We start from the raw sequence: 26,399 nt of genomic DNA on the forward strand, positions 1-26,399 counted from the left end.
AGTCCGCTCGGGCGGCGCGCCGAGTCGCCGGGCGAGCGATGGAGCAGAAAAATAGTCACAGACGTCAAAGAACTGATTGAGGCGCGATCCAAACCTCAGCGGTCAGAAGCGGCACGACTATCCAAAGTTCTGGTCAAGTCATACGGCTGCCAGATGAACGTCTATGACGCGACGCGCATGGCTGACCTGCTCGGCCGCGAGGGCTATGCCGAGACCAAGAGCGAAGAAGACGCCGATCTCGTCATTCTCAACACATGCCATATTCGCGAAAAGGCCGCGGAAAAAATCTATTCCGAACTCGGCAAGCTTGCGATCGCCAAACGGGCGCTGAACGCGCAAGGCCGCGACATGAAAATCGTCGTCGCCGGCTGCGTCGCCCAGGCTGAAGGCGAAGAGGTGCTCAAGCGCCAGCGCGCCGTCGATGTCGTCGTCGGTCCGCAGAGCTATCACCGACTGCCGGAGCTGCTGCGCCAGGCTAAGAACGGCGCAAGGGTCTCGGACACGGATTTCGCCGTCGAGGACAAATTTCGCGTCCTGCCCGCTCCCGGTCGCGCGCAGATTCGCGCCCGCGGCGTTTCGGCTTTCGTCACCGTGCAGGAAGGATGCGACAAGTTCTGCTCGTTTTGCGTCGTGCCCTATACGCGCGGCGCCGAAGCATCTCGTCCCGTCGCCGAGATCATCGCCGAGTCCATGCGCCTCGTCGACGCCGGCGTGCGCGAGATCACGCTGATCGGCCAAAACGTCAACGCTTATCTCGGTCCGGATGGCGACGGCCGGCAGGCAAGCCTTGCGCAGCTTCTCGACCGGCTGGCGCAGATCGAAGGATTGGCGCGCCTGCGCTACACCACAAGTCATCCGGTCGACATGGCGCAGGAGCTGATTGACGCGCATGGCGCAAATCCAAAACTCATGCCCTTTGTGCATCTGCCGGTTCAATCCGGTTCGGACCGCATTCTGAAAGCCATGAACCGCAAGCACGGCGCAGACGCATACCTCTCCATCGTCGAAAGCCTGCGAAAGGCGCGCGCGGACGTCGCCCTGTCGTCGGACTTCATCGTTGGCTTTCCCGGCGAAAGCGACGCCGATTTCGAGGCGACGATGGCGCTCGCCCGCGCTGTGGGCTTCGCTTCAAGCTTTTCATTCAAATATTCGCCTCGGCCCGGCACGCCCGCCGCCGACCGCGACGATCAAATTGACGAGACCGTCAAGAGCGAACGCCTCGCGGCGCTACAGGTTTTGCTTGAAGAGCAGCGGCAAGCCTTCAACGCGGCGACGGTCGGCCGAGAACTCGACGTGCTCTTTGAAAAAGCCGGTCGGCACGAGGGGCAAATTGGGGGCAAGAGTCCCTATATGCAGGCTGTGCATGTTGAAGGCCCCATGGCGTGCGTTGGCCGCGAAGTCAGAGTGGAGATCATCGCGGCGGGCTCGAATTCCTTGAGCGGACGGCTCATGAGCGAGGAGGCGAAGGCTTGACGACCATCGACGACCCGTTGCTCGCCGCACGGGGACCGGAGCCTGTTGACCCGGAAGCGGAAATCACGCTCGCCTTTGAAAACAACCGTCACGCCTCGCTCGTTTTCGGCCTCTACGACCAGAATCTCGCCAAGATCGAACGACGCTTGCGGGTCGCCTCCTTCGCCAATGGCAATCACGTCACGCTCAAAGGCAAGTCCGAGGCCTGCGAACATGCGCGACGCGTGCTGGAGGCGCTTTATGAGCGCGTCGCGATGGGTCAGACGATCACGCTGGGCGACGTCGACGGCGCCATAGAAGAATCAGCGCGCCAACGCAGCCTGTTTCCCGATTCGGAGCCTTCACGCGGCGCTTTCGAGCAGATCCTGACCCGCAAACGCGGGTCAGTGCGCGCGCGCAACGCCGCGCAGGACCAGTATTTGCGGGCGCTCAAGCGCTACGAACTGGTTTTCGCCGAAGGTCCAGCGGGCACGGGCAAGACCTGGCTCGCGGTCGGCCATGCCGTGCAGCTGATGGAGCAAGGCGCGGTCGAACGGCTGATTCTCTCCCGTCCCGCCGTCGAGGCCGGCGAGCGTCTCGGCTTTTTGCCCGGCGATATGCGCGACAAGGTCGACCCCTATCTCCGCCCGATTTACGACGCGCTGCATGACTTCATGGATGCGCGGATGGTCGAGCGCGGCATGCAGACGGGTCTCATCGAAGTCGCGCCGCTCGCGTTCATGCGCGGACGAACGCTGACGCGAAGCTGTATCCTGCTCGACGAGGCGCAGAACGCCAGTTCGATGCAGATGAAGATGTTTCTCACTCGGCTCGGCGAAGGCTCGCGGATGATCGTCACCGGCGATCCATCGCAGACCGATCTGCCTCCCGGGCAGAAATCCGGCCTCTCGGAAGCCGTGAACCTGCTCGCCAATCTCGACGTCGTCGGCCGCGTGAGATTTTCGGAAGGCGACGTGGTGCGTCACGATCTCGTTCGGCAAATCGTTGGAGCCTATGAGCGCGCCGCGCGCGCCAACAAGCAGACGCGCGGGGACTGACTTTGGAGATCGACGTGAATGTCGCGGCGCCTGCCTGGCGGCGCGTCGAGGATCTGGAAGATTTGACGAAACAATGCGTTCGCCAGAGTCTTGCCCTAAGCGCGGCCACGCTCGCGCCGGAATGTGAAATCAGCGTCACATTTTGCGACGACGCGGCGATCCAGGAACTCAACGCCGAGTGGCGCGGCAAGGATCAGCCCACGAATGTGCTGTCTTTTCCGACGCCTGGCCCGCTTGGGCGCAAGCCTCTGCTTGGCGACATTATCATCGCCTTCGAAACCGTCGCCAGAGAGGCGGAGCAACAGGGCACGCTTTTGCGCGCCCACACGGCGCATATGATCGCGCATGGATTTCTGCATCTAATCGGATATGATCACGAGACCGCCGCCGAGGCCGAGCGGATGGAAGCGCTGGAGCGTAAGATCGCGACGGCGCTTGGATTTCCCGACCCCTATGCGGAAGACGCAGACGGGCCGGCCGGCGGAGCGAATTGAACAAAGCGCATGTCGACGCCATACGATAACGCCGACGATCCAATTCCATTCAGACGAACTGGCGATGGACCACGCCTGAGCCTCGTCGACAGGCTGCGCGGGCTGCTCGGTCTGGCGCCGGCCTCGGTGCGCGAGGACATCGAGGATAGGCTCGAAGAGTCGGCGTGCGACGTGACCCCGCATGAGCGGGCGCTCTTGAAGAACGTCCTCGGCCTGCACGACATGCGCGTCGACGACGCGATGATCCCCCGCGCCGACATCGTCGCCATCTCGCTGGACGCGCCGCTGCGCGAAGCCCTGGAGCTGTTTCGCACCGCCGCCCATTCGCGCCTGCCGGTTTACGCCGATACGCTCGACGATCCGCGCGGGATGATCCATATCCGCGATTTCGTCAATCATATCGCGTGCTGCGCCGATCGGCCCCAAGGCGCCGACGCGACGACCGTCGAACCGAGAAAGATCGACTTCGACACGCCGCTGTCGCAGGCGAATTTGCTCAAGCCGGTGCTCTTCGTGCCCCGCTCTATGCCGGCGCTCGATCTGTTGATCCGCATGCAGGCGACGCGCACGCATCTGGCGCTCGTCATCGACGAATATGGCGGCACCGACGGCCTCGTCACTATCGAGGACATCATGGAGATGATCGTCGGCGACATCGAGGACGAACATGACGTCATCGACGAGTCGGGCTTCGTCGAGCTTGAAAACGGCGATTTCATCATCGACGGGCGCGCCGATCTCGACGAAGTGACGGCGCGGCTCGGCGTCGACTTCAGACTTGAAGACACGCCCGCCGAGGTGACGACGCTCGGCGGTCTGGTCGCGTGGCTCGCCGGCCGCGTTCCGATGCGCGGCGAGATCATCGCGACGCCGGTCGACTCCCACGAATTCGAGATCGTCGACGCCGATCCGCGGCGCGTCGGCAAGCTGCGCGTGCGGTCGCGCCGGCCGGCGTGAGATATCCTTCGCGCGCGCATAAATTTGTCTGCTAAATCCGCTGTAAAGTCAGCCTGCCGATTCGCAGCGCTTCGAGGATCGATGGCGCAGATTGCCGAAATCGCCGGCGTGCGCGCGTCGGCGCCAGCTCTTTTGCAACGTATTGTCCTCGCCCGCGGCTGGACGCGCCGCGCGATCGCGTTCTGCGCCGGCGCGGCCGGCGCTCTCGCCCTTGCGCCTTTTGATTTCATCCCGGCGATGTTCGTCCCGCTCACCTTCGCCGTCTGGCTGATCGACGGCGCGGCGGACGGCGAAGACTCGCCGCGCTTTGCCCTCGCGCCGATTCTCTCGGCGGCGGGCGCCGGCTGGTGGTTGGGCTTCGGCTATTTCGTCGCGGGCCTCTGGTGGATGGGCGCCGCAATGCTCGTCGAAGCCGACCAATTCGCCTGGGCGCTGCCGCTCGCCGTGTTCGGCTTGCCGGCGGTTCTTGCGGTTTTTCCCGCCGCAGGTTTCGCTGTCGCGCGCCTCTTGTGGTCGCCTGGCGGCGCCCGCGTCTTCGCGCTCGCCGCGGGACTGGGCGCCGCGGAGTGGCTGCGCGGGCATCTGTTCACGGGCTTTCCCTGGAACGATTTCGGCATGGCGCTCGCCGGCGCCGGGCCGCTCGCGCAGACGGCCTCTCTCGTCGGCCTGCACGGGCTCGACGTCATCGCGATCGTGATTTTCGCCGCGCCGGCGACGCTCATCGATCGCGCGCCGCGCGGCGCCCGCCGCATCGGCGGAACGATGTTCGCCGCGGCGGCGCTCGCCATGCTGATGTTCGCCTATGGCGTGTTTCGGCTGGGCGCCAACAAGACGGAATATGTCGACGGCGTGGCGTTGCGCCTGATGCAGCCCAATCTCCCTCAGGATGCGAAATTTCGCCCCGAGAACGGCGCGAAAATCTTGCATCACTATCTCGACCTGTCGGAGCGCGCGACAAACGCGCGGCCGTCCGGCCTCGCCGAGGTCACCCATCTCGTCTGGCCCGAATCGGCGTTTCCCTACGTCATTTCAAGCCACCCGGAAGCGCTGGCGGCGATCGCCCGCGCGCTCAAGGGCGGCGTTCTTCTGACCGGGGCGGCCAGGGCCGAAGGCGACGGCGACGGACGGCGGGGCAGGATCTTCAATTCGATCGAGGCGCTCAAGGGAGACTCGATCGTCGCCTTTTACGATAAGGTGCATCTCGTCCCCTTCGGAGAATATCTGCCGCTGGAGGACCTGCTCCGGCCGCTTGGAATCAATCACCTCGTTCCGGGCATATGGGACCGCGGCGCGGGTCCGCGCCTTCTCGCGGCGCCTGGCCTGCCGCCAATTGCGCCGCTCATCTGCTACGAAGCGATTTTCTCGGGCGAGACGATCCAGCGCGACGCCGCCGATCGCCCCCGTCTGTTCCTCAACGTCACCAATGATGGATGGTTCGGCCGCACGACCGGCCCCTATCAGCATCTGGTCCAGGCGCGCCTGCGCGCCATCGAAGAAGGGCTGCCAATGATCCGCGTCGCCAATACCGGCGTTTCGGCGATCACCGACGCCTATGGACGCGTCCTTCAGTCGCTGCCGCTCGGCGAAGAAGGCCTCATCGACGGGCGTCTGCCGAGGGAGGCGGCGCCCACCGTCTTCGCCGCTTACGGCGCGCTGGCGTTCCCGGCGCTCCTTGCCCTCGCGACGGCCCTGGCCTTGCTCGGCGTCGTGCGGCGCCGCCGGCCATAAAGTCGCTCCCGCTTCGTCGGGCGTTCGATGATCCGCCCGCGGCGAAAAGACGCCGCTTGCATGCAGGCAGAGCGCTTTCTTCGATCCTTCGAACCTTGCAACTTTTCGCGGTTCCAGGCCGCGCAGCTATCGACGCAGGCGGGGAAATGTAGACTGCCCGTCGCCGGCAAGATCGCCGCTCAACCGTGCTTAACTGAAATCTTCTTGAATTTCATGCACCTACCTGCAATGTAGGTTGCGCGCCCGGCGAGGATTCGGCTACAACTGTGCAGGAGGCGGTAACGTTGAAGAAGGCGCCAGATCCGATCGATCGTCACGTCGGCAGCCGCGTTCGGATGCAGCGTATCCTCATGAAAATGAGTCAGGAGAAGCTCGGCGACGCGCTCGGACTGACTTTTCAGCAAGTGCAGAAATACGAGAAGGGCGCCAATCGTATCGGCGCGAGCCGCCTGCAGCAGATTTCGAAGACTTTGAACGTGCCGCCGTCCTTTTTCTTCGAAGGCGCGCCAACGAGCGGCGCGCCCGCGACGTCCGACGGATTCGCTGAGGAGTCTTCATCGCAATATGTCGTCGATTTTTTATCGACGACGGAAGGCCTGCATCTCAATCGCGCATTCGCACGCATCCGCGATCCCAAGGTGCGAAAGCGCGTGCTGGATCTCGTGACGACGCTCGCAGAGCAGTCCGAGCCGCCACGGGAGTAAAAGAATGTCGTTCTCCAAAACGAACGATTTGGCCTTTTCGGCTTGACGCACCGAACGGGCGCTGGCAGATGACTCCCCCTGCTCCGCAGTTGTTCGACTCTTCCTCAAAGCCATCGGAGATTTGGAAGTGACCCGGAAAAATTATCTTTTCACGAGCGAGTCCGTTTCCGAAGGCCATCCGGACAAGGTTTGCGACCGTATTTCAGACGAAATCGTTGACGAATTCTTCCGTGAAGGCCCCAAGGCCGGCATCGACCCCTACGCCATTCGCGTCGCGGCGGAGACTCTCGCGACGACAAACCGCGTGGTCATCGCCGGAGAAGTCCGCGGGCCGCATGTTCCCTTCGATCGCATAATCGAGATCACACGCGGCGCGATTCGCGCCATCGGCTACGAGCAGCGAGGATTCCACTGGAACACCGCCAATGTGGAAGTGCTGCTGCACGAGCAGTCGGTCGATATTGCGCAGGGCGTGGACGCCGCCGGCAACAAGGACGAAGGCGCGGGCGACCAGGGCATCATGTTCGGCTACGCCGTGCGCGAAACGCCCCAACTGATGCCGGCGCCGATCTATTATTCGCATAAGATTCTGGAGCTGCTCGCCCAGGCGCGCCATAGCGGCAAGGAAAAAGGCCTCGGTCCCGACGCCAAGAGCCAGGTCACGGTACGCTACGCCGACGGCAAGCCAGTCGAGGCGACGCAGATCGTGCTGTCGCATCAGCACGTCGACGAGACCCTGTCGCCCGCCGACATTCGCAGCATCGCCGAGCCCTATATCCGCAATGCGCTGCCCGACGGCTGGATCACCAACACGACCGTCTGGCACGTCAATCCGACCGGTAAGTTCTACATTGGCGGGCCCGACGGCGACGCCGGCCTGACCGGCCGCAAGATCATCGTCGACACCTATGGCGGCGCTGCGCCGCATGGCGGCGGCGCGTTCTCCGGCAAGGATCCGACCAAGGTCGATCGTTCGGCCGCGTACGCCGCGCGTTATCTCGCCAAAAACGTCGTCGCGGCCGGGCTCGCCGACCGCTGCACGCTGCAGCTGTCCTACGCGATCGGCGTCGCCGAGCCGCTCTCGATCTATGTCGATCTGCATGGCACCGGCCATGTGTGCGAGGAGAAAGTCGAAGAGCTGCTGCCGCAGCTCATTCGCCTCTCGCCACGCGGCATTCGCGAGCACCTTCAGCTCAATCGGCCGATTTACGCCCGCACCTCCGCCTACGGCCATTTCGGCCGGACGCCTGATGCGGACGGCGGCTTCTCCTGGGAGAAGACCGATCTCGTCGACCAGCTGAAGTCGCATTTCGCGTAACTTCCGCCAAAATCGACGAACGGCTCGGAACGCGAAGGCCGCAGCGGGGAAATTTCCGTCGCCAGATGGCTCTGTTCATGGCGGGCGCAAGCCGGCCATGAACAGAGTGACGTTAGCATGATCGCGGCCAGTTAGCGCTTATGAGCGAGACCTCTCAGCAACGCGGCGCTCATGCCCGTCTCTATGGCCGCTCGAAAGGCAAGGCGCTCAGAAAACGTCAGGCGACGCTGATCGACGAGCTCTTGCCGCGTCTGTCGCTCGACCTTGCGCAACCGCCGGAGCCAACGGCCCGCGAAAGGCGCCTCGAGATCGGCTTTGGCGGCGGCGAGCATCTGATTGCGGCGGCGAGCGACAGCCCCGAGGTCGAATTCATCGGCTGCGAGCCCTTCCTCAACGGCATGGCGAAGCTCCTCGCCCGAATCGACGAGCGTGGACTGACGAATATCCGCCTGCATCAAGGCGACGCCGCAGATGTGCTCGACTGGCTGCCGGAGGACAGCCTGTCGCGCGTGTATCTGTTTTACCCAGATCCTTGGCCAAAGAGGCGCCAGCGCAAGAGGCGTTTCGTGGCGCGAGAAAATCTCGACCGTCTGGCGCGGGCGATGCATGCGGGCGCGGAGCTGCGCTTTGCGACGGATATCGACGATTACGCCGCCTGGACCTTGGCGCGGCTGCGCGCCCACCCAGCCTTCCGCTGGCGCGCGCAGCGCGCCGAGGACTGGCGAACGCCATGGTCAGGTTGGACTCGAACCAAATATGAAGCCAAAGCCATGGCCGAAGGCCGCAATCCGGTCTATCTGAGCTTCATCCGGGCGCTGCGCTAAGCCGCCTCGAAGCTGCAAAGCCTTCAAGATCACACGGCCGATGATGGCGACAAAGGGAGACGCGCATGGTTGAGACGGCGGGAATGGCTAACGCGCCGACGACGCCGATCGAAACGACCACGGATCGTTTCCGCGCCGACGTTCTCGACGCTTCGATGCGGCAGATCGTGCTCGTCGATTTCTGGGCGCCATGGTGCGGCCCCTGTCGCCAGCTCGCGCCCGTCATCGAGCGTCTGGTGGCCGCCTCCGGCGGCAAGATCGCGCTCGTCAAAATGAATATCGACGCCGATCCGCTGATCGCGGATCAGCTTGGCGTCAAGTCGATTCCGGCCGTCGTGGCGTTTCAGCGCGCACGACCGATCGATGGTTTCGTCGGCGCGCTGCCCGAAAGTCAAATCAAGGGCTTCCTGGAGCGGCTCATCGGCCCGATCGAGGACGAGGGCGATGCGCTCGAAGCGGCGCAGGCGATGATCGCGGACGGCGATCTCGCCGGCGCGGAATCGCTGCTGAGCGAACTCGCCGGCGGCGAACCGCCCAACGCCAGGGCCGCAGCCGTCTTGCTGCGTCTATATATCGACTCAGGGCGCTTCGATGAGGCGGGGGCGCTGTTTGAGGCCCTTCCCGACGCCATTCGCCGCGACAGCGGCGTCGCGGCGGCTGGGGCCGCGCTTCAGAACGCCCAGCAGGCCCAGGATCTCGGCGAGATCGACGAACTGAGAAATCGCGTCGATCGCCATCCTGACGACCTGCAGGCCTGTTTCGATCTCGCGCTCGCGCTCAACGCGAAAGGACTGCGCGAGGAAGCGGCGGATGCGCTGCTTGAAATCATCCGCCGCGACCGTAGTTGGAACGATGATGGCGCAAGAAAGCAGCTCATTCAGTTTTTTGAGGCGTGGGGACCGATGGATAAGGCGGCCGTGAACGCACGGCGGCGGCTGTCCACGCTGCTCTACTCCTAGGGAGGCGTTCGCCGACATGAGCCTGAACCGTCCCTACGCCGACATCGACGAATTGCCGAGGGTTCTACCGCTCTTCCCGCTTGCGGGCGCCATATTGCTGCCGCGCGGCGAACTGCCGCTCAATGTTTTTGAGCCGCGCTATCTCGCAATGGTCGACGACGCGATCGCCAGCGCGCGCCTGATCGGCATGATCCAGCCGCTGCCGGGCGACGAGACGATCGGCGAAGCGACGCAACTCTATGATGTAGGCTGCGCCGGACGGATCACGCGCCTCGCCGAAACCGGAGACGGCCGCTATCTCATCACCCTCACCGGCGTGGCGCGGTTTCGCGTTCTCGAGGAGCTTAGAGTTCGGACGCAATACCGGCAGTGTCAGGTCGGATATGACGAATTCTTAGAGGATTTGACGACAGGCGCCGGCGCCGACGCGGTCGACCGCGAAAGCATGGTGTCCATGTTGCGCAACTTCGCCGAATGTTCGAAACTTGAAGTCGACTGGGCGAGCATAGACGCGGCGCCGACGGAGACGCTCGTCAACGCGCTGGCGATGATGTGTCCGTTCGGCGCCAATGACAAGCAAGCGCTGATCGAAGCCATCGATCTGAAAACCCGCGCGGAAACGCTTATCGCGCTCGCGAAGCTCGATCTCGCGCAACGAAACGGCGACCGGCCGCAATGGCATTGAAGGAAATTAACGACCATGATTGACGAACGCGATTCCGGCGCCGAGAGACTCGAATCCCCTGCGGAGCCGACGCGGATTGATCCGCGCCTGCTCGAAATCCTCGTCTGTCCGCTGACGAAGACGACGCTCGAATATGACAACGCGCGCCAGGAACTCATTTCGCGATCGGCGCGGCTTGCCTATCCGATCCGGGACGGCATTCCGATCATGCTGCCCGAAGAGGCGCGCCAGATCGACTGACCGGCTCGTCCGCAATGGACGAAACCGCGCCATCCAAGCTTCTGGCGCTTCTCGATCTCGAGGAGGTCGGACCAGACCTCTTCCGCGGCCATAGCCCGGCCTCTTCCGGCCGTCAGGTCTATGGCGGTCAGGCCGTGGCTCAGGCGCTCGTCGCCGCGACGCGGACGGCGCCCAAAGACCGCCCCGTTCATTCGCTGCACGGCTATTTCGTCCTCGCCGGCGATCCCTCGATTCCGATCGACTTCACCGTCGAACGCGTCCGCGACGGCAGGAGCTTCACGACGCGGCGCTGTAACGCCATGCAGCGCGGACGCACGATCTTCTCAATGGAGGCGTCGTTCCAGCGGCGAGAAGAAGGTCTCGCGCACGCCGCCCCTATGCCGGACGCGCCGGACCCAGAGAGTCTCGACGACGTGCATGCGCTCGTCGAGCGTTTTCGCGCCTTCCTTCCGGAACAGGCCGAGAGCTGGCTGAAGCGGCGAAGCGCGCTCGATATGCGCGTCGTCGCGCCCGACGACGTATTTTTTCCCGAACGCCGCGCCGCCGGCCAGATGATCTGGTTTCGCGTGCGCGGCGCGGTCCCGGACGACCCCGCCATTCACACGGCGCTGCTCGCCTATCTTTCCGATATGACGCTGCTCAACACGGCGCTGCTCGTTCACGGCCTGACGATCTTCGATCCGAAGATCCAGGTGGCGAGCCTCGATCACGCCCTGTGGATTCACGGGCCGCTGCGCGTCGACGAATGGCTGCTCTATGCGCAGCAAAGCCCGTGGGCCGGCGGCGCGCGCGCCCTGACGCGCGGGCAGATCTTCACCCACGAGGGACGCCTCGTCGCCTCCGTGAGCCAGGAAGGCCTGGTGCGCCGGCGCGACTCGGCGCGATCCTGAGCCTGCCTAGATTTCAGGCAGCCGTCGAAAGTCTGCGTAACAACTAGGCGTCGAACCGGCCCGCGGCGCCCTAAGCGAAAGCGCTCGGGCGAGCCGCGGACGCCGCCGATCTCGCGCATAATTGAGGCCCGCAAAGGCAATAGCCAACCCGCTGCAAGCTGCGGCGCCGTCGCCGTCACAGCAGATACGCGTCCGGTCGGTAGATTTCAGGCGTCAGCGCGGCTGGCACGGCATTTGAAAGCGGCAAGTCGCCGACGCGGCGGCGTCCTCCCCGCGACTTGCAATCAAGAGACGCCGCCGTCACGCGAGCGACGCTCGCCAACGAGGTCGATAACCAACAGGATTGGCAGATGAAAATCGTCACAGCGATCATCAAGCCGTTCAAGCTCGATGAGGTCCGCGACGCGCTGACCAACATCGGCGTGCACGGCCTTACCGTGACTGAAGTCAAGGGCTACGGACGTCAGAAGGGACATACGGAAATCTATCGCGGCGCAGAGTATGCGATCAGTTTCTTGCCAAAGCTAAAAATCGAAGTCGCCGTCGACGCCGCCCTCGTCGAACAGGTGATCCAGGCAATCTCCAACACCGCGCGCACCGGACAGATCGGCGACGGAAAGATTTTCGTCACGCCGCTCGAACGCGCCATCCGCATCCGCACCGGCGAAACCGACACAGACGCGCTTTGATCGCCTCTCCGCAACATCAGGAGCTATTACACATGAAACTTCCTTCGCCTCGAAGCGCTTCTGTCGCTTCGATCATCGCGGGAGCGGCGATTTCGGCATCGTTGGCGTTTCCGGCCTTCGCCGCGAATGATCCGACTCCCAATCCCGGCGACACCGCCTGGATGCTGACGTCGTCGCTCTTGGTGCTGATGATGTCGATCCCGGGCCTCGCCCTGTTCTACGGCGGCCTGGTGCGCGCCAAGAACATGCTGTCCATCCTGTCGCAAACCTTCGCGATCGTCGCGCTCGTCGGCGTGATCTACACGGTTTATGGCTACTCGCTCGCCTTCGGCGACGGCGGTTCGCTCAGCAGCTATATCGGCGGGTTCAACAAGCTGTTTCTCAAGGGCGTGACGGCCGCTTCCAATGTGGCGACCTTCACCCCCGGCACCGTCATTCCGGAATATGCCTATTTCGTCTTCCAGATGACCTTCGCGATGATCACCCCGGCGCTGATCATCGGCGCTTTCGCCGAGCGCATGAAATTTTCGGCCGTTCTGCTGTTCGTCGCCTTCTGGGTGACGATCATCTACTTCCCCATCGCGCATTGGGTGTGGGGCGTCGCCGATCCGAACGCGCTTGTCGACGCGGCGACCCAACTCGCCGCAGCGGGCGACGAGGCGGCGAAAGCGGCCGCACAGACGAAGATCGATGAGATCAACGCCGCCGTGGGCTGGCTCGCCGGCAAGGGCGCGCTGGACTTCGCGGGCGGCACGGTGGTGCACATCAACGCCGGCATCGCGGGTCTCGTGGGCGCAATCATGGTTGGCAAGCGCATCGGCTACGGCAAAGAAGCCTTGCCGCCGCATTCGCTGACCCTGTCGATGGTCGGCGCCTCACTGCTGTGGGTCGGCTGGTTCGGCTTTAACGCCGGGTCCAATCTCGAGGCGAACGGCGCGACTGCGCTCGCATTCGTCAACACCATGGTGGCGACGGCGGCTGCGGCGCTCTCCTGGATGATCGTCGAGTGGTTGTTGAAGGGCAAACCGTCGATGCTCGGCCTCATCACCGGGGCCGTCGCCGGCCTCGTCGCGGTGACGCCGGCGTCGGGTTATGCAGGTCCGGTCGGCGCCATCGTCCTTGGTCTCGCGGTTTCGCCGATCTGCCTCTTCTTCGTCGACTTTGTGAAGAAGATGGCGGGCTACGACGACGCGCTCGACGTCTTCGGCGTGCACTGCATCGGCGGCATCACCGGCGCCTTGGCGACCGGAATTCTGGTCAGTCCCGACCTCGGCGGCGTCGGCATCACCGACTACACCAATCTGGAAAACTACGCCGGAACCTACGACATGATCGCGCAGATGAAGGCCCAGGGAATCGCCGTCATCGCGACTCTTCTGTGGTCCGGCATCGGGTCGGCGATCCTCTATAAGCTCGTCGATGTGATCGTCGGTCTGCGGCCGACTCCCGATCAAGAGCGCGAAGGCCTCGACATCAGCGATCACGGCGAGCGCGCTTACAACTACTAAGTTCGGTCTCCTGACACGATGCGAAGCGGCGCCCACGGGCGCCGTTTCTTTTTGTGTAGATGCGCTGGCTTCCAAGCGAGGGACTGGAGAAGAAGGGCGGCTATACCTCCCCCTTGCGGGGAGGTCGCGACGCGAAGCGGCGCCGGGTGGGGGTGATGACGTTTCTCCCGGCGCACGTCACCCCACCCGGTTCGCTTCGCAAACCACCCTCCCCGTCAAGGGGAGGGATTCCCACCAACACGTATTGCCCTCGTCATCGAGGGAAGGCAGATTGCGCGTCTTTCCAATCGGATCAGGGCTGGCCTATGTCGCGGTTTGTTAATCGGCGCGTTTTCCTTCTTTTCTTAGCTGTCGCGCTCGGAATCCCGATTCTTCCCGCCCGCGCAGCCGAGCGCGTGGTCAATCTCACCTTCGTCGTCTTTAGCGACATCTACGAAATGGCCGAGAGAGACGGACGCGGCGGCTTCGCCCGGATCGCCGGCGGGCTGAAAGGCGAGCGCGCAAAAGCAAAAAACATCATCGTCGCGCACGCCGGCGACACGCTGTCGCCCTCGCTCACTTCGAGCGTCGACAAGGGGGCGCATATCATCGACCTCCTCAATCGTATCGGCGTTGACGTGTTCACGCCTGGCAATCACGAGTTCGATTTCGGCGAAGCGGTTTTTCGCCAGCGCATGGGCGAAGCGAAGTTCGCTCTGCTCGCCGCGAATCTGCGCGACGCCTCCGGCCGCGCCCTCCCCGGCTTCGCCGACAGCAAGGTCATCGATGTCGACGGGGTGAAGGTCGGAATCTTTGGTCTGACCGACGACGAGTCCGCGAGACGGTCCAGTCCCGGAAGCCTGAAACTTCTGCCCGCGATCGAGACCGCCAAACGCGAGGCCAAGGCGCTGCGCGACGCCGGCGCCGATCTTGTCGTCGTCGTCACCCATTCCGAATGGCAGGATGATCTGCGCCTCGCGAAACTCGGACCGATCGACATTGTTCTGTCCGGGCATGACCATAATCTTCTTGTCGCCTATGACGGCCGCGCCGCCGTCGGCGAGACACAGGCCGACGGCGTCAATCTCGTCGCGATCGATGTCGAGATGCGGATCGCCGACGACGGCGTCAAGCGCTGGACGCCCAAGTTCCGCATCATCGACACGGCGGACGTGACGCCAGACGCCGCGATTGCAGAACGCGTCGCGCAATATGAAGCCGAGGTCGACAAGGCGCTCGACGTCGACATCGGACGCACAAAGACGCCGCTCGACAGCCGAAAGGCGAGCGTGCGCGGTGAAGAGACCGCGATCGGCGACTTTTTCGCCGACACGATGCGCGCCGCCGCCGGCGCCGACGTCGCGATCATCAACGGCGGCGGCATTCGGGGCAATCGCAACTATGCCGCCGGGACAAAACTGACGCGCAAGGACATCGCCAAGGAGCTGCCGTTCAACAATCAGCTGGTGACGCTGGCGCTTACAGGCGCCGATCTGCGTGCCGCCTTGGAAAACGCCGTATGGCTGATCGGCAAGGACGCGGGGCGATTCGCGCAGATTTCCGGCGCGCGCATCGTCGTGCGGCGCGACGCGGTGCCAGGCTCGCGGCTGGCTTCGATCGAGATCGGCGGCAAGCCGCTCGATGACGCAAAGCTCTACAAGGTCGCGACGATCGACTTCCTGGCGCGCGGAAAGGACGGCTATGTCGCGCTTGCGCGGGGGAAACCGCTGGTCAGCGACCTCGAGGGTCCGCTGCTGACGAACGTCATCATCGACGCCATCGAAAAGGCCGGCGCGATTGCGCCCGTGGTCGACGGCCGCATCCGAATCGAATGATCATATTCCACCGAGGCAGACATATTTGATCTCGATGTAATCATCGACGCCGTAGCGCGATCCTTCGCGTCCCAGGCCCGACTGTTTCACGCCGCCAAATGGCGCCACTTCCGTCGAGATCAGCGTCTCGTTGACGCCCACCATGCCGAATTCCAACTGCTCGGCGACGCGAATGACGCGCGAGACGTCGCGACTATAGAAGTAAGCGGCGAGACCGTAAGGCGTGGCGTTGGCGAGACGCACCGCTTCAGCCTCGCTTTCAAAGGAAATCAGCGGCGCGACGGGACCGAAGGTCTCCTCGTTGAAGATGAGCGCGTCGGCCGGCACATTGGCGAGCACCGTGGGTTGAAAGAAGGAGCCGCCGAGCGCGTGGCGGGCGCCTCCGGTGAGAACCTTCGCGCCGCGGGCGATGGCGTCGGCGATGTGACGCTCGACCTTTTCAACGGCCGCTTCTTCGATCAGCGGACCGATGGCGACGCCCTCCTCCGTCCCTTCGCCGACCTTTAACGCGCCAGCCGCCGCCGCGAGTTTTTCGGCGAAGACGTCGACGATCGACGCATGAACGAGGATGCGGTTCGCCGAAACGCAGGTCTGACCGCTGTTGCGGTATTTGGTGGCGACGGCGCCCTCGACGGCGCGATCGAGATCGGCGTCCTCGAATATGATCAGCGGCGCGTTGCCGCCAAGCTCCATCGAGCATTTCTGAATATTCTCGGCCGCCTGCCGCAGGAGAATTCTGCCCACCTCGGTCGAGCCGGTGAAGGTCAGCTTGCGCACGAGGGAATTTCGCGTGAATTCGAGCCCGACCGGCGCGGGGTCTTTCGCCGTCACCACATTGATCGCCCCGGCGGGCACGCCGGCGCGTTCTGCAAGTTCGGCTAGCGCAAGCGCGGAGAAGGGCGTCAGCTCCGCAGGCTTCACGACCATCGTGCAGCCGGCGCCGAGCGCCGCGCCGACCTTGCGCGCAAACATGGCGGACGGGAAATTCCACGGCGTAATCGCCGCGGTGACGCCGATCGCCTGTTTGAAGACGAGCAGGCGACGGTCGGTCGGACCCGGCACCACGTCGCCATAGATGCGCCGGCCCTCCTCCGCGAACCACTCAATAAAGCTCGCCGCATAGGCGATCTCCCCCCGCGCCTCGGCGAGCGGCTTGCCCATTTCCGCGGTGATGATGCGCGCCAGCCGCTCCTGATCGGCCATGATCAATTCGAACCAGCGGCGCATGATATGCGCGCGCTCCCTGGCGGCGCGATCGCGCCAGCCTGGCAGCGCCCGCGCACAAGACTCGATCGCCCGGCTTGTCTCGGCTGCGCCCATGTCGGGAACTTGGCCGAGAACCGCCCCGGTGGCTGGGTTGTTGACGGCGAAGGTTGCGCCGCTTTCGGCGCCGACCCAAAGCCCGCCGACGAATGCTTGCTCGCGAAGGCCTAGGCTGACAGAGTTCATTTCGACTTCCCCCTGGGCGCGCGTCGCGCATTTTTGCTACAAAGGGCCAAAGCGGCGTGACGGTCCTTAACGGGCCGCTCGCGAACCCGCAAAAAAACCGACATAATCGCGGCTCATGGGCAAGCGCCCTTCCGCCGCCAGAGGTCACATTTGGCTCGTTCCACAATCGTCGATCTGACGCGCATTCGCCTGTCCCGTCGCTCTGTTATCGGCGCCGGCGCCGCCGCCTTGATCGCGCCGCGCGTTCTGGCCAAGCCCGGAGCGCCGACCGCCGCCTCCAATCGCTTCGGCCCCCTCGCGCAGGGCGAAGTCGAGAGCCACGGCCTTTCGACCTTTGGCGACCTTGGCGAGCCGGCCGACTTCAAATTTTTCGGCTACGTGAATGCGAAAGCCCCCAAGGGAGGGACTTTGGCGCTGTCGCCGGCAAGCTCGACCTACGACAGTTTCAACGCCTATGTGCTGCGGGGCAATCCGGCGACGGGCATGACGCTCGTCTTCGACAGTCTGATGAATCAGAGCCTCGACGAACGCGACGCCTACTACGGCCTCGTCGCCAAGAAGGTGCGCATCTCGCCCGACAAGCTCACTTACGCTTTTCTGTTGCGTAAAGAGGCGCGCTTTCACGACGGCTCGCCGCTTACGGCGCATGACGCCGCCTTCTCGCTCAACATTCTCAAGAGCAAGGGCCATCCTGTCATCAGCCAGATGCTGCGTGACCTCGAAAGCGCCGAAGCCGAGGCGGACGACGTTCTCGTGCTGCGCTTCGCGCCTGACCGCACGCGCGATCTGCCGCTCAGCGTCGTGGGTCAGCCGATCTTTTCGCGCGCCTATTACAAGGACCGCGATTTCGCAGCGACGACGATGGAGCCGCCGCTCGGCTCCGGGCCCTACAAGGTCGGCGCCTTCGAGCAGGGCCGCTACATCGCCTATCATCGCAATCCCGACTATTGGGCGAAGGACCTGCCAATCGCGACAGGTCAGGCCAATTTCGACGTCGTGCGCTTCGAATATTTCGGCGACAGCCAGGTCGCCTTCGAAGCCTTCAAGGCCGGCGCATTCACCGAGCGAGAGGAAAACATCGCGCGCGTTTGGGCGACGGGCTATGATTTTCCGGCGTTCAAGGACGGGCGCGTCAAGCGAACCACGACGCCCAACAACAATATTCCGCAGATCCAGGGATGGTTCTTCAACACGCGCCGCAAGATTTTTAGAGATCCGCGGGTGCGCGAAGCGATCGGCTACGCCTTCGATTACGAATGGACAAGCCGCAACCTGATGTATGACGCCTATAAGCGCATCTCGTCCTATTTCGAGAACTCCGAGCTTGAAGCGAAAGGCTTGCCGAGCGAACAGGAAAAAGCGCTGCTGGAGCCCTTTCGCGCTGATCTGCCGGCGGAAGTTTTTGGCGAACCCTTCGTCGCGCCGGTTTCCGACGGCACGGGTCAGGATCGCGTCCTGCTCAAAAAGGCGAATGATCTGTTCGTCGCGGCCGGCTGCACGCGCAAGGATGGGGTTCTATGCTTGCCCGACGGAACGCCGCTGGAATTCGAGTTTCTCGACAATTCCAACGTCTTCGAGCGGCACACGCAGCCCTTCATCAAGAATTTGAAGCTGCTCGGAGTTAACGCCCACATCCGCGTCGTCGACGCCGCTCAATACAAGCAACGACTTGAAAACTTCGACTTCGACGTCGTTCATGACGTGCTGATGATGAGCTGGAACCCCGGAGAGGAGCTTCGCGCTTATTTCAGTTCGAAGACCGCCAATGTGCCCGGCTCGCGCAACCTGCCGGGGGTCTCCAATCCAGCGATTGATTCGCTCGTTGAAAAAGCGCTCCAGGCGCAAACGCGCGAAGAGCTCGTCACCTGCAGCCGCGCCCTCGACCGCGCTTTGCGCGCGCAGCGCTATTGGGTCCCGCACTGGTATAATCCGGTGCATCGCTTCGCCTATTGGGATCTCTTCGGCCAGCCCGAGCGCCCGCCGAAGTTCGACACCGGCGTGCTGTGGACCTGGTGGTGGGACGAAGATAAGGCGAAAAAAATCAACTTCACGGGACGCTAAGAGGATTTCCCGGCGCCGTCCGTCGGGAGCCGAAATGCGGCCGATGTAAAAGAACGCGAGACGTTAATGGGAGCCTATATCGCCCGCCGCGTGCTGCTGATGATCCCGACGATCCTCGGCATCATGCTCATCTCTTTCGTCATCGTGCAGTTCGCGCCGGGCGGTCCTGTGGAACGCATCATCGCGCAACTGCAAGGCTTCGACGTCGGCGCGACCGGACGCTTTTCCGGCGGGGGCGGCGACGTCGGACAGGGCGGCGCGAGCCAGACCGGAACGATGGCAGCCGAAACCGCCTCGAAATATCGCGGCGCGCAGGGGCTCGACCCGAAATTCATCGCGGAGCTCGAAAAGCAGTTCGGCTTCGACAAGCCGGCGTGGGAGCGATTCCTGCTGATGGTGAAGAATTATGCGATGTTCGATTTCGGGCGCAGCTATTTTCGCGACGAGAGCGTTCTCAAGCTGATCGCAGAAAAACTTCCCGTGTCGATTTCGCTCGGCCTCTGGATGACGCTTCTCTCCTATTCGATTTCAATTCCACTCGGCATCGCCAAAGCGGTGCGCGATGGAACGAAATTCGATATGTGGACATCCAACGCCATCATCGTCGGCTACGCCATTCCGAGTTTTCTGTTTGCGATGCTGCTGATCGTGCTCTTCGCCGGCGGCTCCTTCTGGCAGATCTTCCCGCTGCGCGGCCTGACCTCGGACGACTTCTGGCAGCTGTCGCTGTTTGGCAAGGTGAAGGACTATCTCTGGCACATCATTCTCCCCGTCTCCGCGATGACGCTGGGGGCCTTCGCAACGCAGACGTTTCTGACAAAGAACTCTTTCCTCGACGAGATCCGCAAGCAGTATGTCCAGACCGCGCGCATGAAGGGCCTGACCGAGCGGCGCGTGCTCTATGGACATGTCTTTCGCAACGCCATGCTGATCGTCATCGCCGGCTTTCCCGGCGCCTTCGTGCACGCCTTTCTCACCGGCTCGGTGCTGATCGAAACGATCTTTTCGCTTGATGGACTCGGCTATCTGTCTTTCGAGAGCATCGTCAATCGCGACTATCCGGTCGTCTTCGCCAACCTTTACATCTTCGCGCTGCTCGGACTTGTGGTGAATCTCATTTCCGATCTCACCTATACCTGGATTGATCCGCGCATCGATTTCGAAACGCGCGAGGTATGACGGTGAGCGCAGCAGCCGACGCCGAAACGCATCTCGCCCCGCCGCTTCATCGCGAGGGCTGGCTGCGGCTCACGCCGCTCGACCGGCGACGCCTCGACAGTTTCAAGGCGAACAAACGCGGCTATTGGTCGTTCTGGGTCTTCATGACGCTGTTCATCATGGCGCTTGGCTCGAACTTCCTGGCGAACGACCGGCCGATTCTGGCCTGGTATAAGGGCGAATTGCTGTTCCCCGCGTTCGTGTCCTATCCGGAAGATAAATTCGGCGGCTTCCTGGCCCGCACCGATTATCGCGACCCTGTGATCGCCGACGAGATCAAAGCGCATGGCTGGATGCTTTGGCCGCCAATTCGCTTCTCCTATGACACGCATAATCTCGAGCTGCCGACGCCCGCGCCCTCGCCGCCGACCTGGATGCTGACGCAGCAGCAATGCGAGGTCGCCGCGGCGAAAGGTCTGCGACCGGGCGAGCCCAATCGCGGCTGCGCCGCGCTGGAATATAACTGGCTCGGCACCGACGATCAGGGCCGCGACGTCGTCGCGCGCCTGCTTTATGGATTTCGTATCTCGGTGCTGTTCGGACTGATCCTGGCGACGATTTCCTCGATCGTCGGCGTCGCCGCGGGGGCGATACAGGGCTACTTCGGCGGGCGCGTCGATCTCGTGTTCCAACGCTTCATCGAAGTCTGGTCGTCGCTGCCGCAGCTCTATCTGCTCATCATCATTTCGTCCTTCCTGACGCCCGGCTTTTTCGTGCTGCTCGGCATCCTGCTGCTCTTTTCCTGGGTGTCGCTGGTGCATGTCGTTCGGGCCGAGTTCCTGCGCGCGCGCAACTTCGAATATGTCAACGCGGCGCGCGCGCTTGGGCTGAGCAATTTTAAGATTATCGTCAAGCACCTGCTGCCGAACGCCACCGTGGCGACACTGACCTTCTTGCCTTTCATTCTCAACTCGTCGATCACCACGCTGACGGCGCTGGACTTTCTGGGGTTTGGCCTGCCGCCGGGCTCGCCCTCCCTCGGCGAACTGTTGCTGCAGGCAAAATCCAATCTCCAGGCCCCATGGCTGGGACTGACCGGCTTTGCGATCATCGCGCTCATGCTGTCGCTTCTGGTCTTTGTCGGCGAGGCGGTCCGTGACGCCTTCGACCCAAGGAAGAATTTCCGGTGACGGCGTGGTAGATTGCAGGCGGAGCATCACGATGAACAGAATTGTGCGTGAACATTATCCGGCGGCGAAGCTTCCCGACGAACTAAGGGATGGCATCGATTCGAACGCCACCGTGACGATAACCGTCGAGATCGAACCCCCGCCTGAGCAAATTCTCTCTTTGGAGGAAATGTTTGCGCTTCGACGCGATGTGTTTATGTCAATTCGCGACGTCGACGAACACGTAAGCGCCATGAGAGACGAGTGGAGCCACTAGCAAAGTGCGCGCCCCGCCAGTCTATATCGACACAAATGTGTTTATCATTGGCTTCGAGTCGCCCCTTGAGCTGGCCACGCCGGTCCAGAAGCTGCTCCTTGCAATACGCGAAAAGCCGCTTTCGGCCGTAACAAGCGAACTAACGCTCGCAGAGTTGTTGGCGCCGGTCATCCGCCCACAGGCTCTGGTTCCGAGCCAAAGGCGGCGTCTATACCTCGATCTTCTTACTGGGAGTCGACTTGTCGAACTGAGGCCAGTGACTCCAGATATCCTCATCCAAACAGCTGAATTGAGAGAAACGACGCCCTGTAAGCTTCCTGATGCGATCCACGTCACAACGGCTGTTCAAGCCAAGTGCGGATTTTTCCTCTCCAAGGATAGGCGAATGCGACTTCCGCCAGGCATGATTCAAGTGGGGCCCGACCATTTTGGCGTTGATCGCATCCTAGCGGCTTCGTCGCAATTATCGTGATGCCAACGATGTCCCCTTCCCTCCTCAACATTCGCGATCTCTCGGTCACCTTTCGGCAAGGCGGGCACGAGACCAAGGCGGTCGACCGGGTCTCCTTCTCTCTTGAGCGGGGCAAGACGCTGGCGCTCGTCGGCGAATCCGGCTCCGGCAAGTCGATCAGCGCTCTGTCGATCGTACGCCTGCTTCCCCCTGGCGCGATCGCATCCGGCGAGGCGCTGTTCGACGGCGAGAATATGCTCACCGTCGACGACAATCGTCTGCGCGCCATTCGTGGCGCGGGCATTACGATGGTGTTCCAGGAGCCGATGACGTCGCTCAATCCGCTGCACATGATCGAGCGGCAGATTGCGGAGATTCTCGAACTGCACGGGATGCGCGGCGAAGATGCGGTTCGGAACCGAGTCGTTGAGCTTCTGGGCGAAGTCGGCATCCCTGATCCTCAGGCGCGGCTGAGCGCCTATCCGCATCAGCTCTCGGGCGGCCAGCGTCAGCGCGTCATGATCGCCATGGCGCTCGCCAACAAACCCGATCTGCTGATCGCCGACGAGCCGACCACCGCGCTCGACGTCACCGTTCAGGCGCAGATTCTCGCGCTGCTCGAGCGGCTTCAAAAAACCTACGGCATGGCGATGCTGTTCATCACCCACGACCTCCGGCTCGTGCGCCGTTTCGCCGATACGGTCTGCGTGATGCAGCAGGGCCGCATCGTCGAGCAGGGCGAGGTGGGAGAGGTCTTCACATCTCCGCAGCATCCCTACACCAAGGCGCTGCTCACGGCGGAGCCCAAGGGCGCGCCGATTATTGAAGACACGCAAGCGCCCGTCGTCGCATCGGCTGAGCAGCTGCGCGTCTGGTTTCCGATCCGCCGCGGCTTCATGCGTCGGATCGTCGGCCATGTGAAGGCGGTGGACGGCGTCACCCTTTCGGTGCGCGAGGGCGCGACCGTCGGCGTGGTCGGCGAGTCGGGCTCCGGCAAGACGACGCTGGCGCTGGCGATGCTGCGGCTCATTCGCTCGGAAGGTCCGATCGTCTTCCTCGGAGAACGCATCGACGGCAAGAGCGTCGACGCCATGCGTCCGCTTCGCCGCGACATGCAAATCGTCTTCCAAGACCCATACGGCTCTCTCTCGCCGCGCATGTCGGTCGCGGAAATCGTCGCCGAAGGACTGACCGTTCAGCGGCCCGAACTTACGCTCAATCAGCGCCGCGAGATCGTTGCGCGCGCGCTGCAGGAAACCGGGCTCGATCCATCGACGATGGATCGCTACCCGCACGAATTTTCCGGCGGCCAGCGGCAGCGGATCGCCATCGCCCGCGCCATTGTGCTCGAACCGAAATTCGTCGTGCTCGACGAGCCGACCTCGGCGCTCGACATGTCCGTGCAGGCGCAGATCATCGATCTCTTGCGCGACCTGCAGCGTCGCCGCTCGCTCGCCTATCTCTTTATCAGTCACGATCTGCGCGTCGTGAAGGCGCTCGCCGCCCATCTCATCGTCATGCGCTATGGCAAGGTGGTCGAGGAAGGGCCGGCGAGCCAGGTGTTTTCCCAGCCCAAGAGCGAGTATACGCGCGCGCTCTTCGCAGCGGCCTTTCGCAACGAGGCGGAGCCCGTTCCGGGCAACTCAGTCGGCGGAAAATGATCCCGGAATCGCCGTGGCGTCGTTTGAACTTACGCCTGCCCGCGCCGGGTCGCGGAAGGCGACGACCGTGACGCTCTGCGTCAGCACGACTTCGCCGCGCTGGTTATAGGTCGCCATGTCCATCGAAACGAAGCCGCGATCGGCATAGCGGCGCGGATGAACAATCCGCGTGACTTCGGCTTCCACCCTCAAGGAATCATCGGGCCGCACCGGGAGTTTCCAGGCGATATGCGCCTCGACGCCGACAAGCCCGCCGGCAAAAGGCGGGTCGGCGGAGTCGATGAGGAGCTTCACGCTCAGCGCGCCCGTTTGCCAACCGCTCGCCACGAGCCCGCCGAACATGCTGTCTTTGGCCGCCTCTTCGTCGAGATGAAAATACTGCGGATCACTGTCGCGCGCGAAGCGGATGATGTCCTGCGCGGTGATCGTGACGCTCGCTGTGCGCAAGCGCTGTCCAACGCGAAGATCTTCCAGATAAAGCCTTTTCGTCATGCCCAAACATCTTTTGCCAGGCGCTTGACGCTCGTGACCGGTCCCGCGCCTGCCGCCTCGTTGCGCGCTCGCACGACGTCGAGCGGCTCGCTGGTGACTTGCATATGCGTCGCGTTGGCGTGAAGCAGCGTCACGGCGTCGCGCATGACGCCGACATGCCCCTTCCAAAAGACGATGTCGCCGCGCATCAGCGGCACGCCGGGATCGAGCGTTGCGCCGAGCGCGGCCTCCTGCATATCGGTGTCGCGCGGCGCTTTCATCCCCGCCATCAGCAAGGAAACCTGCACCAGTCCCGAGCAATCAACGCCCATCCAAGACTTGCCGCCCCAGAGATAGGGCGCGCCTAGAAGCGTCTCGGCCACGGCGACAAAGTCCGGCGCTTTCGCCTCGCATGGCGCGAGATGTTTGCGATAGATGAATCCGAGTTCCGGCGTCACGCCAAAGCCGCCGCGCTCCTCGGCGATCGCGACTTCGGCGCCGAGCGGCAGCGCGTTGAGCGGCGGCAATTTAATGTTCGGACCCGGATAAATGAAGGTTCGCGGAACACAGATTCGATGCGTCGGCGCGCTCAATTCGCGCCACAGCGTATTGGCGGCGATCCAGCCGACATAATTGTCGCGCGCAAGTTGCGCCCACGCCCAGCCTTCCTCCTCATCGTAAACGGTGACGCGCTCGCCATAGATCGCCTGAGTGTCGACGGCGGCGTCGGGACGTGGTTCCCGCCGAAGGTCGACGACGCAGTCTCTGACCTCCATCGCGACGCCTTCGACATAGCGCTCGGCGCTCACGCGTCCCTTGAGATAGGCGGCGGCGACTTCTGGGCGCGCGGGCGTCAGCCGCCGATCGAAATCTTCGCTCACGGCTTCGCGTTCCTCTGCTCGGCGCGCGCCTCGATCAATTCATAAAGCAGGCGCGCCGCCTGCACCTCGCCGCCCTCCGGACGGCCGGGCTTCGTCGACGGATTCCAGCAGTAAACGTCGAAATGCGCCCAGCGTTTTGGGTCAGTCACGAAGCGCCTCAGAAACAGCGCGGCGGTGATCGATCCGGCGAAGGGGCCGCTTGTCACATTGACGAGATCGGAGATCTTGCCGTCGAGACCGCTGTCGTAACTGTCCCATAGAGGCATCCGCCACACCGGATCGTTCACGGCGCCAGCCTGCCCGGCGATCTCTTGGGCAAGCCCGTCATCGCCGGTATAGAACGGCGGAATCTCCGGACCGAGCGCGACGCGCGCGGCGCCGGTCAGCGTCGCGAAATCGAACAGCAGATCCGGCGGCGTTTCGCTCGCATAGGCGAGCGCATCGGCAAGGATGAGCCTGCCCTCGGCGTCGGTGTTGCCGATTTCGACGCTCAGGCCTTTGCGGCTGCGGTAAATGTCGCTCGTTCGAAACGCCGACGCCGAAATCGAATTCTCGACGATCGGAAGCAGCACGCGCAGACGGACGGGCGCATTCCCCTCAAGCAGCATCGCCGCAAGCGAGAGGGTTGTCGCGGCGCCGCCCATGTCCTTCTTCATCAGCGCCATCGCGCTCGAAGGCTTGATGTCGAGCCCGCCCGTGTCGAAGCAGACCCCCTTGCCGACGAGCGTGACGCGCAGACCGTCGTCCGGGCCGTGCTCAAATTCGACGAGCCTCGGCGCCTCCGCAGCCGCGCGCCCGACGGCGTGAATCAAGGGAAAGTTTTCCGTAAGCAGCGCGTCGCCGACAATGACGCGAGTCTTGGCGCCGTGTTTTGCGCCGAGAGCGAGCGCCGCTTCGGCGAGCGCCTCCGGCCCCATGTCGTTGGTCGGCGTATTCACGAGATCGCGCCCGAGGCCGACGGCGCCGGCGATGCGCTCGATGCGCGCGCGGTCGACGCCCTGCGGCGCGCACAGACGCGGGACTTCCCTCTTTGGCGCCTTGTAGCGCGAGAAGGAATAGGTCGACAGAATGAACGCCAGCGCCGCCTGCGCCGGCGCCTCGACGCCATCGCCAAACCGGTAGAGCCCCTTGGGCAGCGCCGTCGCGAGCTTTCCGGCAAAGAACGGATCGCGCGCCTTCGGCGCCCTGCCCTGCGCGCCAAAATAGACGCGCGGCGCGCCGTCGGCGCCCGGCGCGAAAAGAAGCGAGCCAGGCTTCGCCTCAAATCCCGCAAGCTCCGCGAGACGCGCTGTAGGCTCAGGAAGCTTCGCGCGGCGTTCGGGCCAGTCTTCCTTGTTAACGAAATCGATGGCGGTCGCCTCGGGCGACCAGTCTTCAAGCTTCATCCGCTTCCGCCGCTTTCTGCGCTCCCGACGATCGGCTTCTACCTCTACCGGGCGCCCGCATCACAAAAAAGCGAAAGATCGCCAATCTCAAGCGGCATACCGGCGAAGGCAGCGAG

General features: G+C 63.3%; 24 protein-coding genes. 20 read left to right on the forward strand and 4 right to left on the reverse strand.

Annotation, left to right across the window (positions count from 1 at the left end; translation table 11 throughout):
• Nucleotides 1-72 precede the first annotated feature (72 nt).
• The 15 genes from miaB to IYX23_RS09575 all read left to right on the forward strand — a co-directional run bounded on the left by miaB (nucleotide 73) and on the right by IYX23_RS09575 (nucleotide 15,320).
• Nucleotides 73-1,473, forward strand: coding sequence for a tRNA (N6-isopentenyl adenosine(37)-C2)-methylthiotransferase MiaB (gene miaB / locus IYX23_RS09505; RefSeq protein ID WP_210330542.1), 1,401 nt, complete (start codon nucleotides 73-75; stop codon nucleotides 1,471-1,473).
• Nucleotides 1,470-2,510, forward strand: a complete 1,041-nt coding sequence (locus IYX23_RS09510; protein WP_196392549.1) for a PhoH family protein — start codon at nucleotides 1,470-1,472, stop codon at nucleotides 2,508-2,510. Before miaB ends, IYX23_RS09510 begins: the two co-directional genes overlap by 4 nt.
• 2 nt (nucleotides 2,511-2,512) lie before the next feature.
• On the forward strand, nucleotides 2,513-3,004 hold the full coding sequence (gene ybeY, locus IYX23_RS09515; protein ID WP_196392550.1) for an rRNA maturation RNase YbeY: 492 nt from the start codon (nucleotides 2,513-2,515) through the stop codon (nucleotides 3,002-3,004).
• A gap of 9 nt (nucleotides 3,005-3,013) precedes the next feature.
• Nucleotides 3,014-3,961, forward strand: a complete 948-nt coding sequence (locus IYX23_RS09520) for a hemolysin family protein (protein ID WP_018407819.1) — start codon at nucleotides 3,014-3,016, stop codon at nucleotides 3,959-3,961.
• A gap of 81 nt (nucleotides 3,962-4,042) precedes the next feature.
• Nucleotides 4,043-5,689, forward strand: coding sequence for an apolipoprotein N-acyltransferase (lnt, locus tag IYX23_RS09525; protein WP_196392551.1), 1,647 nt, complete (start codon nucleotides 4,043-4,045; stop codon nucleotides 5,687-5,689).
• A gap of 335 nt (nucleotides 5,690-6,024) precedes the next feature.
• Entirely contained in the window at nucleotides 6,025-6,393 is a 369-nt protein-coding gene (locus IYX23_RS09530) for a helix-turn-helix transcriptional regulator (protein WP_196392631.1), read from the forward strand.
• Between the two features lie 127 nt (nucleotides 6,394-6,520).
• Nucleotides 6,521-7,711 (forward strand): methionine adenosyltransferase, encoded by a 1,191-nt coding sequence (gene metK, locus IYX23_RS09535; protein ID WP_196392552.1) that lies wholly within the window; start codon nucleotides 6,521-6,523, stop codon nucleotides 7,709-7,711.
• A gap of 140 nt (nucleotides 7,712-7,851) precedes the next feature.
• On the forward strand, nucleotides 7,852-8,535 hold the full coding sequence (gene trmB / locus IYX23_RS09540) for a tRNA (guanosine(46)-N7)-methyltransferase TrmB (protein WP_196392553.1): 684 nt from the start codon (nucleotides 7,852-7,854) through the stop codon (nucleotides 8,533-8,535).
• Nucleotides 8,536-8,600: 65 nt separating this feature from the next.
• On the forward strand, nucleotides 8,601-9,494 hold the full coding sequence (locus IYX23_RS09545) for a co-chaperone YbbN (protein ID WP_246716613.1): 894 nt from the start codon (nucleotides 8,601-8,603) through the stop codon (nucleotides 9,492-9,494).
• 16 nt (nucleotides 9,495-9,510) lie between these two features.
• Complete coding sequence (locus IYX23_RS09550; protein ID WP_196392554.1) at nucleotides 9,511-10,179, forward strand: LON peptidase substrate-binding domain-containing protein; 669 nt, start codon at nucleotides 9,511-9,513, stop codon at nucleotides 10,177-10,179.
• 15 nt (nucleotides 10,180-10,194) lie between these two features.
• A complete protein-coding gene (locus IYX23_RS09555) occupies nucleotides 10,195-10,419 on the forward strand; it encodes a Trm112 family protein (RefSeq protein ID WP_196392555.1) in 225 nt (74 codons plus the stop codon).
• A gap of 14 nt (nucleotides 10,420-10,433) precedes the next feature.
• Nucleotides 10,434-11,309: an acyl-CoA thioesterase II gene (locus tag IYX23_RS09560; protein WP_196392556.1), complete on the forward strand. Its 876-nt coding sequence runs from the start codon at nucleotides 10,434-10,436 to the stop codon at nucleotides 11,307-11,309.
• A 350-nt stretch (nucleotides 11,310-11,659) separates the two neighbouring features.
• Nucleotides 11,660-11,998: a P-II family nitrogen regulator gene (locus IYX23_RS09565; RefSeq protein WP_026222881.1), complete on the forward strand. Its 339-nt coding sequence runs from the start codon at nucleotides 11,660-11,662 to the stop codon at nucleotides 11,996-11,998.
• A gap of 32 nt (nucleotides 11,999-12,030) precedes the next feature.
• A complete protein-coding gene (locus tag IYX23_RS09570; RefSeq protein ID WP_196392557.1) occupies nucleotides 12,031-13,506 on the forward strand; it encodes an ammonium transporter in 1,476 nt (491 codons plus the stop codon).
• 305 nt (nucleotides 13,507-13,811) lie between these two features.
• Nucleotides 13,812-15,320: a 5'-nucleotidase C-terminal domain-containing protein gene (locus IYX23_RS09575; RefSeq protein ID WP_196392558.1), complete on the forward strand. Its 1,509-nt coding sequence runs from the start codon at nucleotides 13,812-13,814 to the stop codon at nucleotides 15,318-15,320.
• On the opposite strand, the gene IYX23_RS09580 is transcribed toward IYX23_RS09575, so the two are convergent.
• A complete protein-coding gene (locus tag IYX23_RS09580; protein ID WP_196392559.1) occupies nucleotides 15,321-16,769 on the reverse strand; it encodes an NAD-dependent succinate-semialdehyde dehydrogenase in 1,449 nt (482 codons plus the stop codon).
• A gap of 150 nt (nucleotides 16,770-16,919) precedes the next feature.
• Between IYX23_RS09580 and IYX23_RS09585 the strand changes: the two genes are divergently transcribed.
• From IYX23_RS09585 to IYX23_RS09610, 5 genes are all read left to right on the forward strand, one after another.
• Nucleotides 16,920-18,830, forward strand: a complete 1,911-nt coding sequence (locus IYX23_RS09585; RefSeq protein WP_196392560.1) for an extracellular solute-binding protein — start codon at nucleotides 16,920-16,922, stop codon at nucleotides 18,828-18,830.
• A gap of 66 nt (nucleotides 18,831-18,896) precedes the next feature.
• Complete coding sequence (locus IYX23_RS09590; RefSeq protein WP_018407804.1) at nucleotides 18,897-20,009, forward strand: microcin C ABC transporter permease YejB; 1,113 nt, start codon at nucleotides 18,897-18,899, stop codon at nucleotides 20,007-20,009.
• The gene (locus IYX23_RS09595; protein WP_196392561.1) at nucleotides 20,006-21,178 is read left to right on the forward strand and encodes an ABC transporter permease; all 1,173 of its coding nucleotides are present in this window, start codon (nucleotides 20,006-20,008) and stop codon (nucleotides 21,176-21,178) included. The genes IYX23_RS09590 and IYX23_RS09595 overlap by 4 nt, the downstream gene beginning before the upstream one ends.
• A gap of 31 nt (nucleotides 21,179-21,209) precedes the next feature.
• A complete protein-coding gene (locus IYX23_RS09600; RefSeq protein WP_196392562.1) occupies nucleotides 21,210-21,434 on the forward strand; it encodes a hypothetical protein in 225 nt (74 codons plus the stop codon).
• A 471-nt stretch (nucleotides 21,435-21,905) separates the two neighbouring features.
• Nucleotides 21,906-23,546: an ABC transporter ATP-binding protein gene (locus IYX23_RS09610; protein WP_196392564.1), complete on the forward strand. Its 1,641-nt coding sequence runs from the start codon at nucleotides 21,906-21,908 to the stop codon at nucleotides 23,544-23,546.
• Here IYX23_RS09610 and IYX23_RS09615 read toward each other — a convergent pair.
• Genes IYX23_RS09615 through IYX23_RS09625 form a run of 3 tightly spaced genes read right to left on the reverse strand, consistent with a single transcriptional unit; the run spans nucleotide 23,529 to nucleotide 26,283 of the window.
• Nucleotides 23,529-24,038, reverse strand: coding sequence for a MaoC/PaaZ C-terminal domain-containing protein (locus IYX23_RS09615; protein WP_196392565.1), 510 nt, complete (start codon nucleotides 24,036-24,038; stop codon nucleotides 23,529-23,531). The genes IYX23_RS09610 and IYX23_RS09615 overlap by 18 nt on opposite strands.
• A complete protein-coding gene (locus IYX23_RS09620) occupies nucleotides 24,035-24,898 on the reverse strand; it encodes an NlpC/P60 family protein (protein ID WP_196392566.1) in 864 nt (287 codons plus the stop codon). Before IYX23_RS09620 ends, IYX23_RS09615 begins: the two co-directional genes overlap by 4 nt.
• The gene (locus IYX23_RS09625) at nucleotides 24,895-26,283 is read right to left on the reverse strand and encodes a leucyl aminopeptidase family protein (protein ID WP_196392567.1); all 1,389 of its coding nucleotides are present in this window, start codon (nucleotides 26,281-26,283) and stop codon (nucleotides 24,895-24,897) included. Before IYX23_RS09625 ends, IYX23_RS09620 begins: the two co-directional genes overlap by 4 nt.
• Nucleotides 26,284-26,399 lie beyond the last annotated feature (116 nt).

This window comes from Methylocystis sp. L43 (assembly GCF_015709525.1).
Taxonomy (GTDB): domain Bacteria; phylum Pseudomonadota; class Alphaproteobacteria; order Rhizobiales; family Beijerinckiaceae; genus Methylocystis.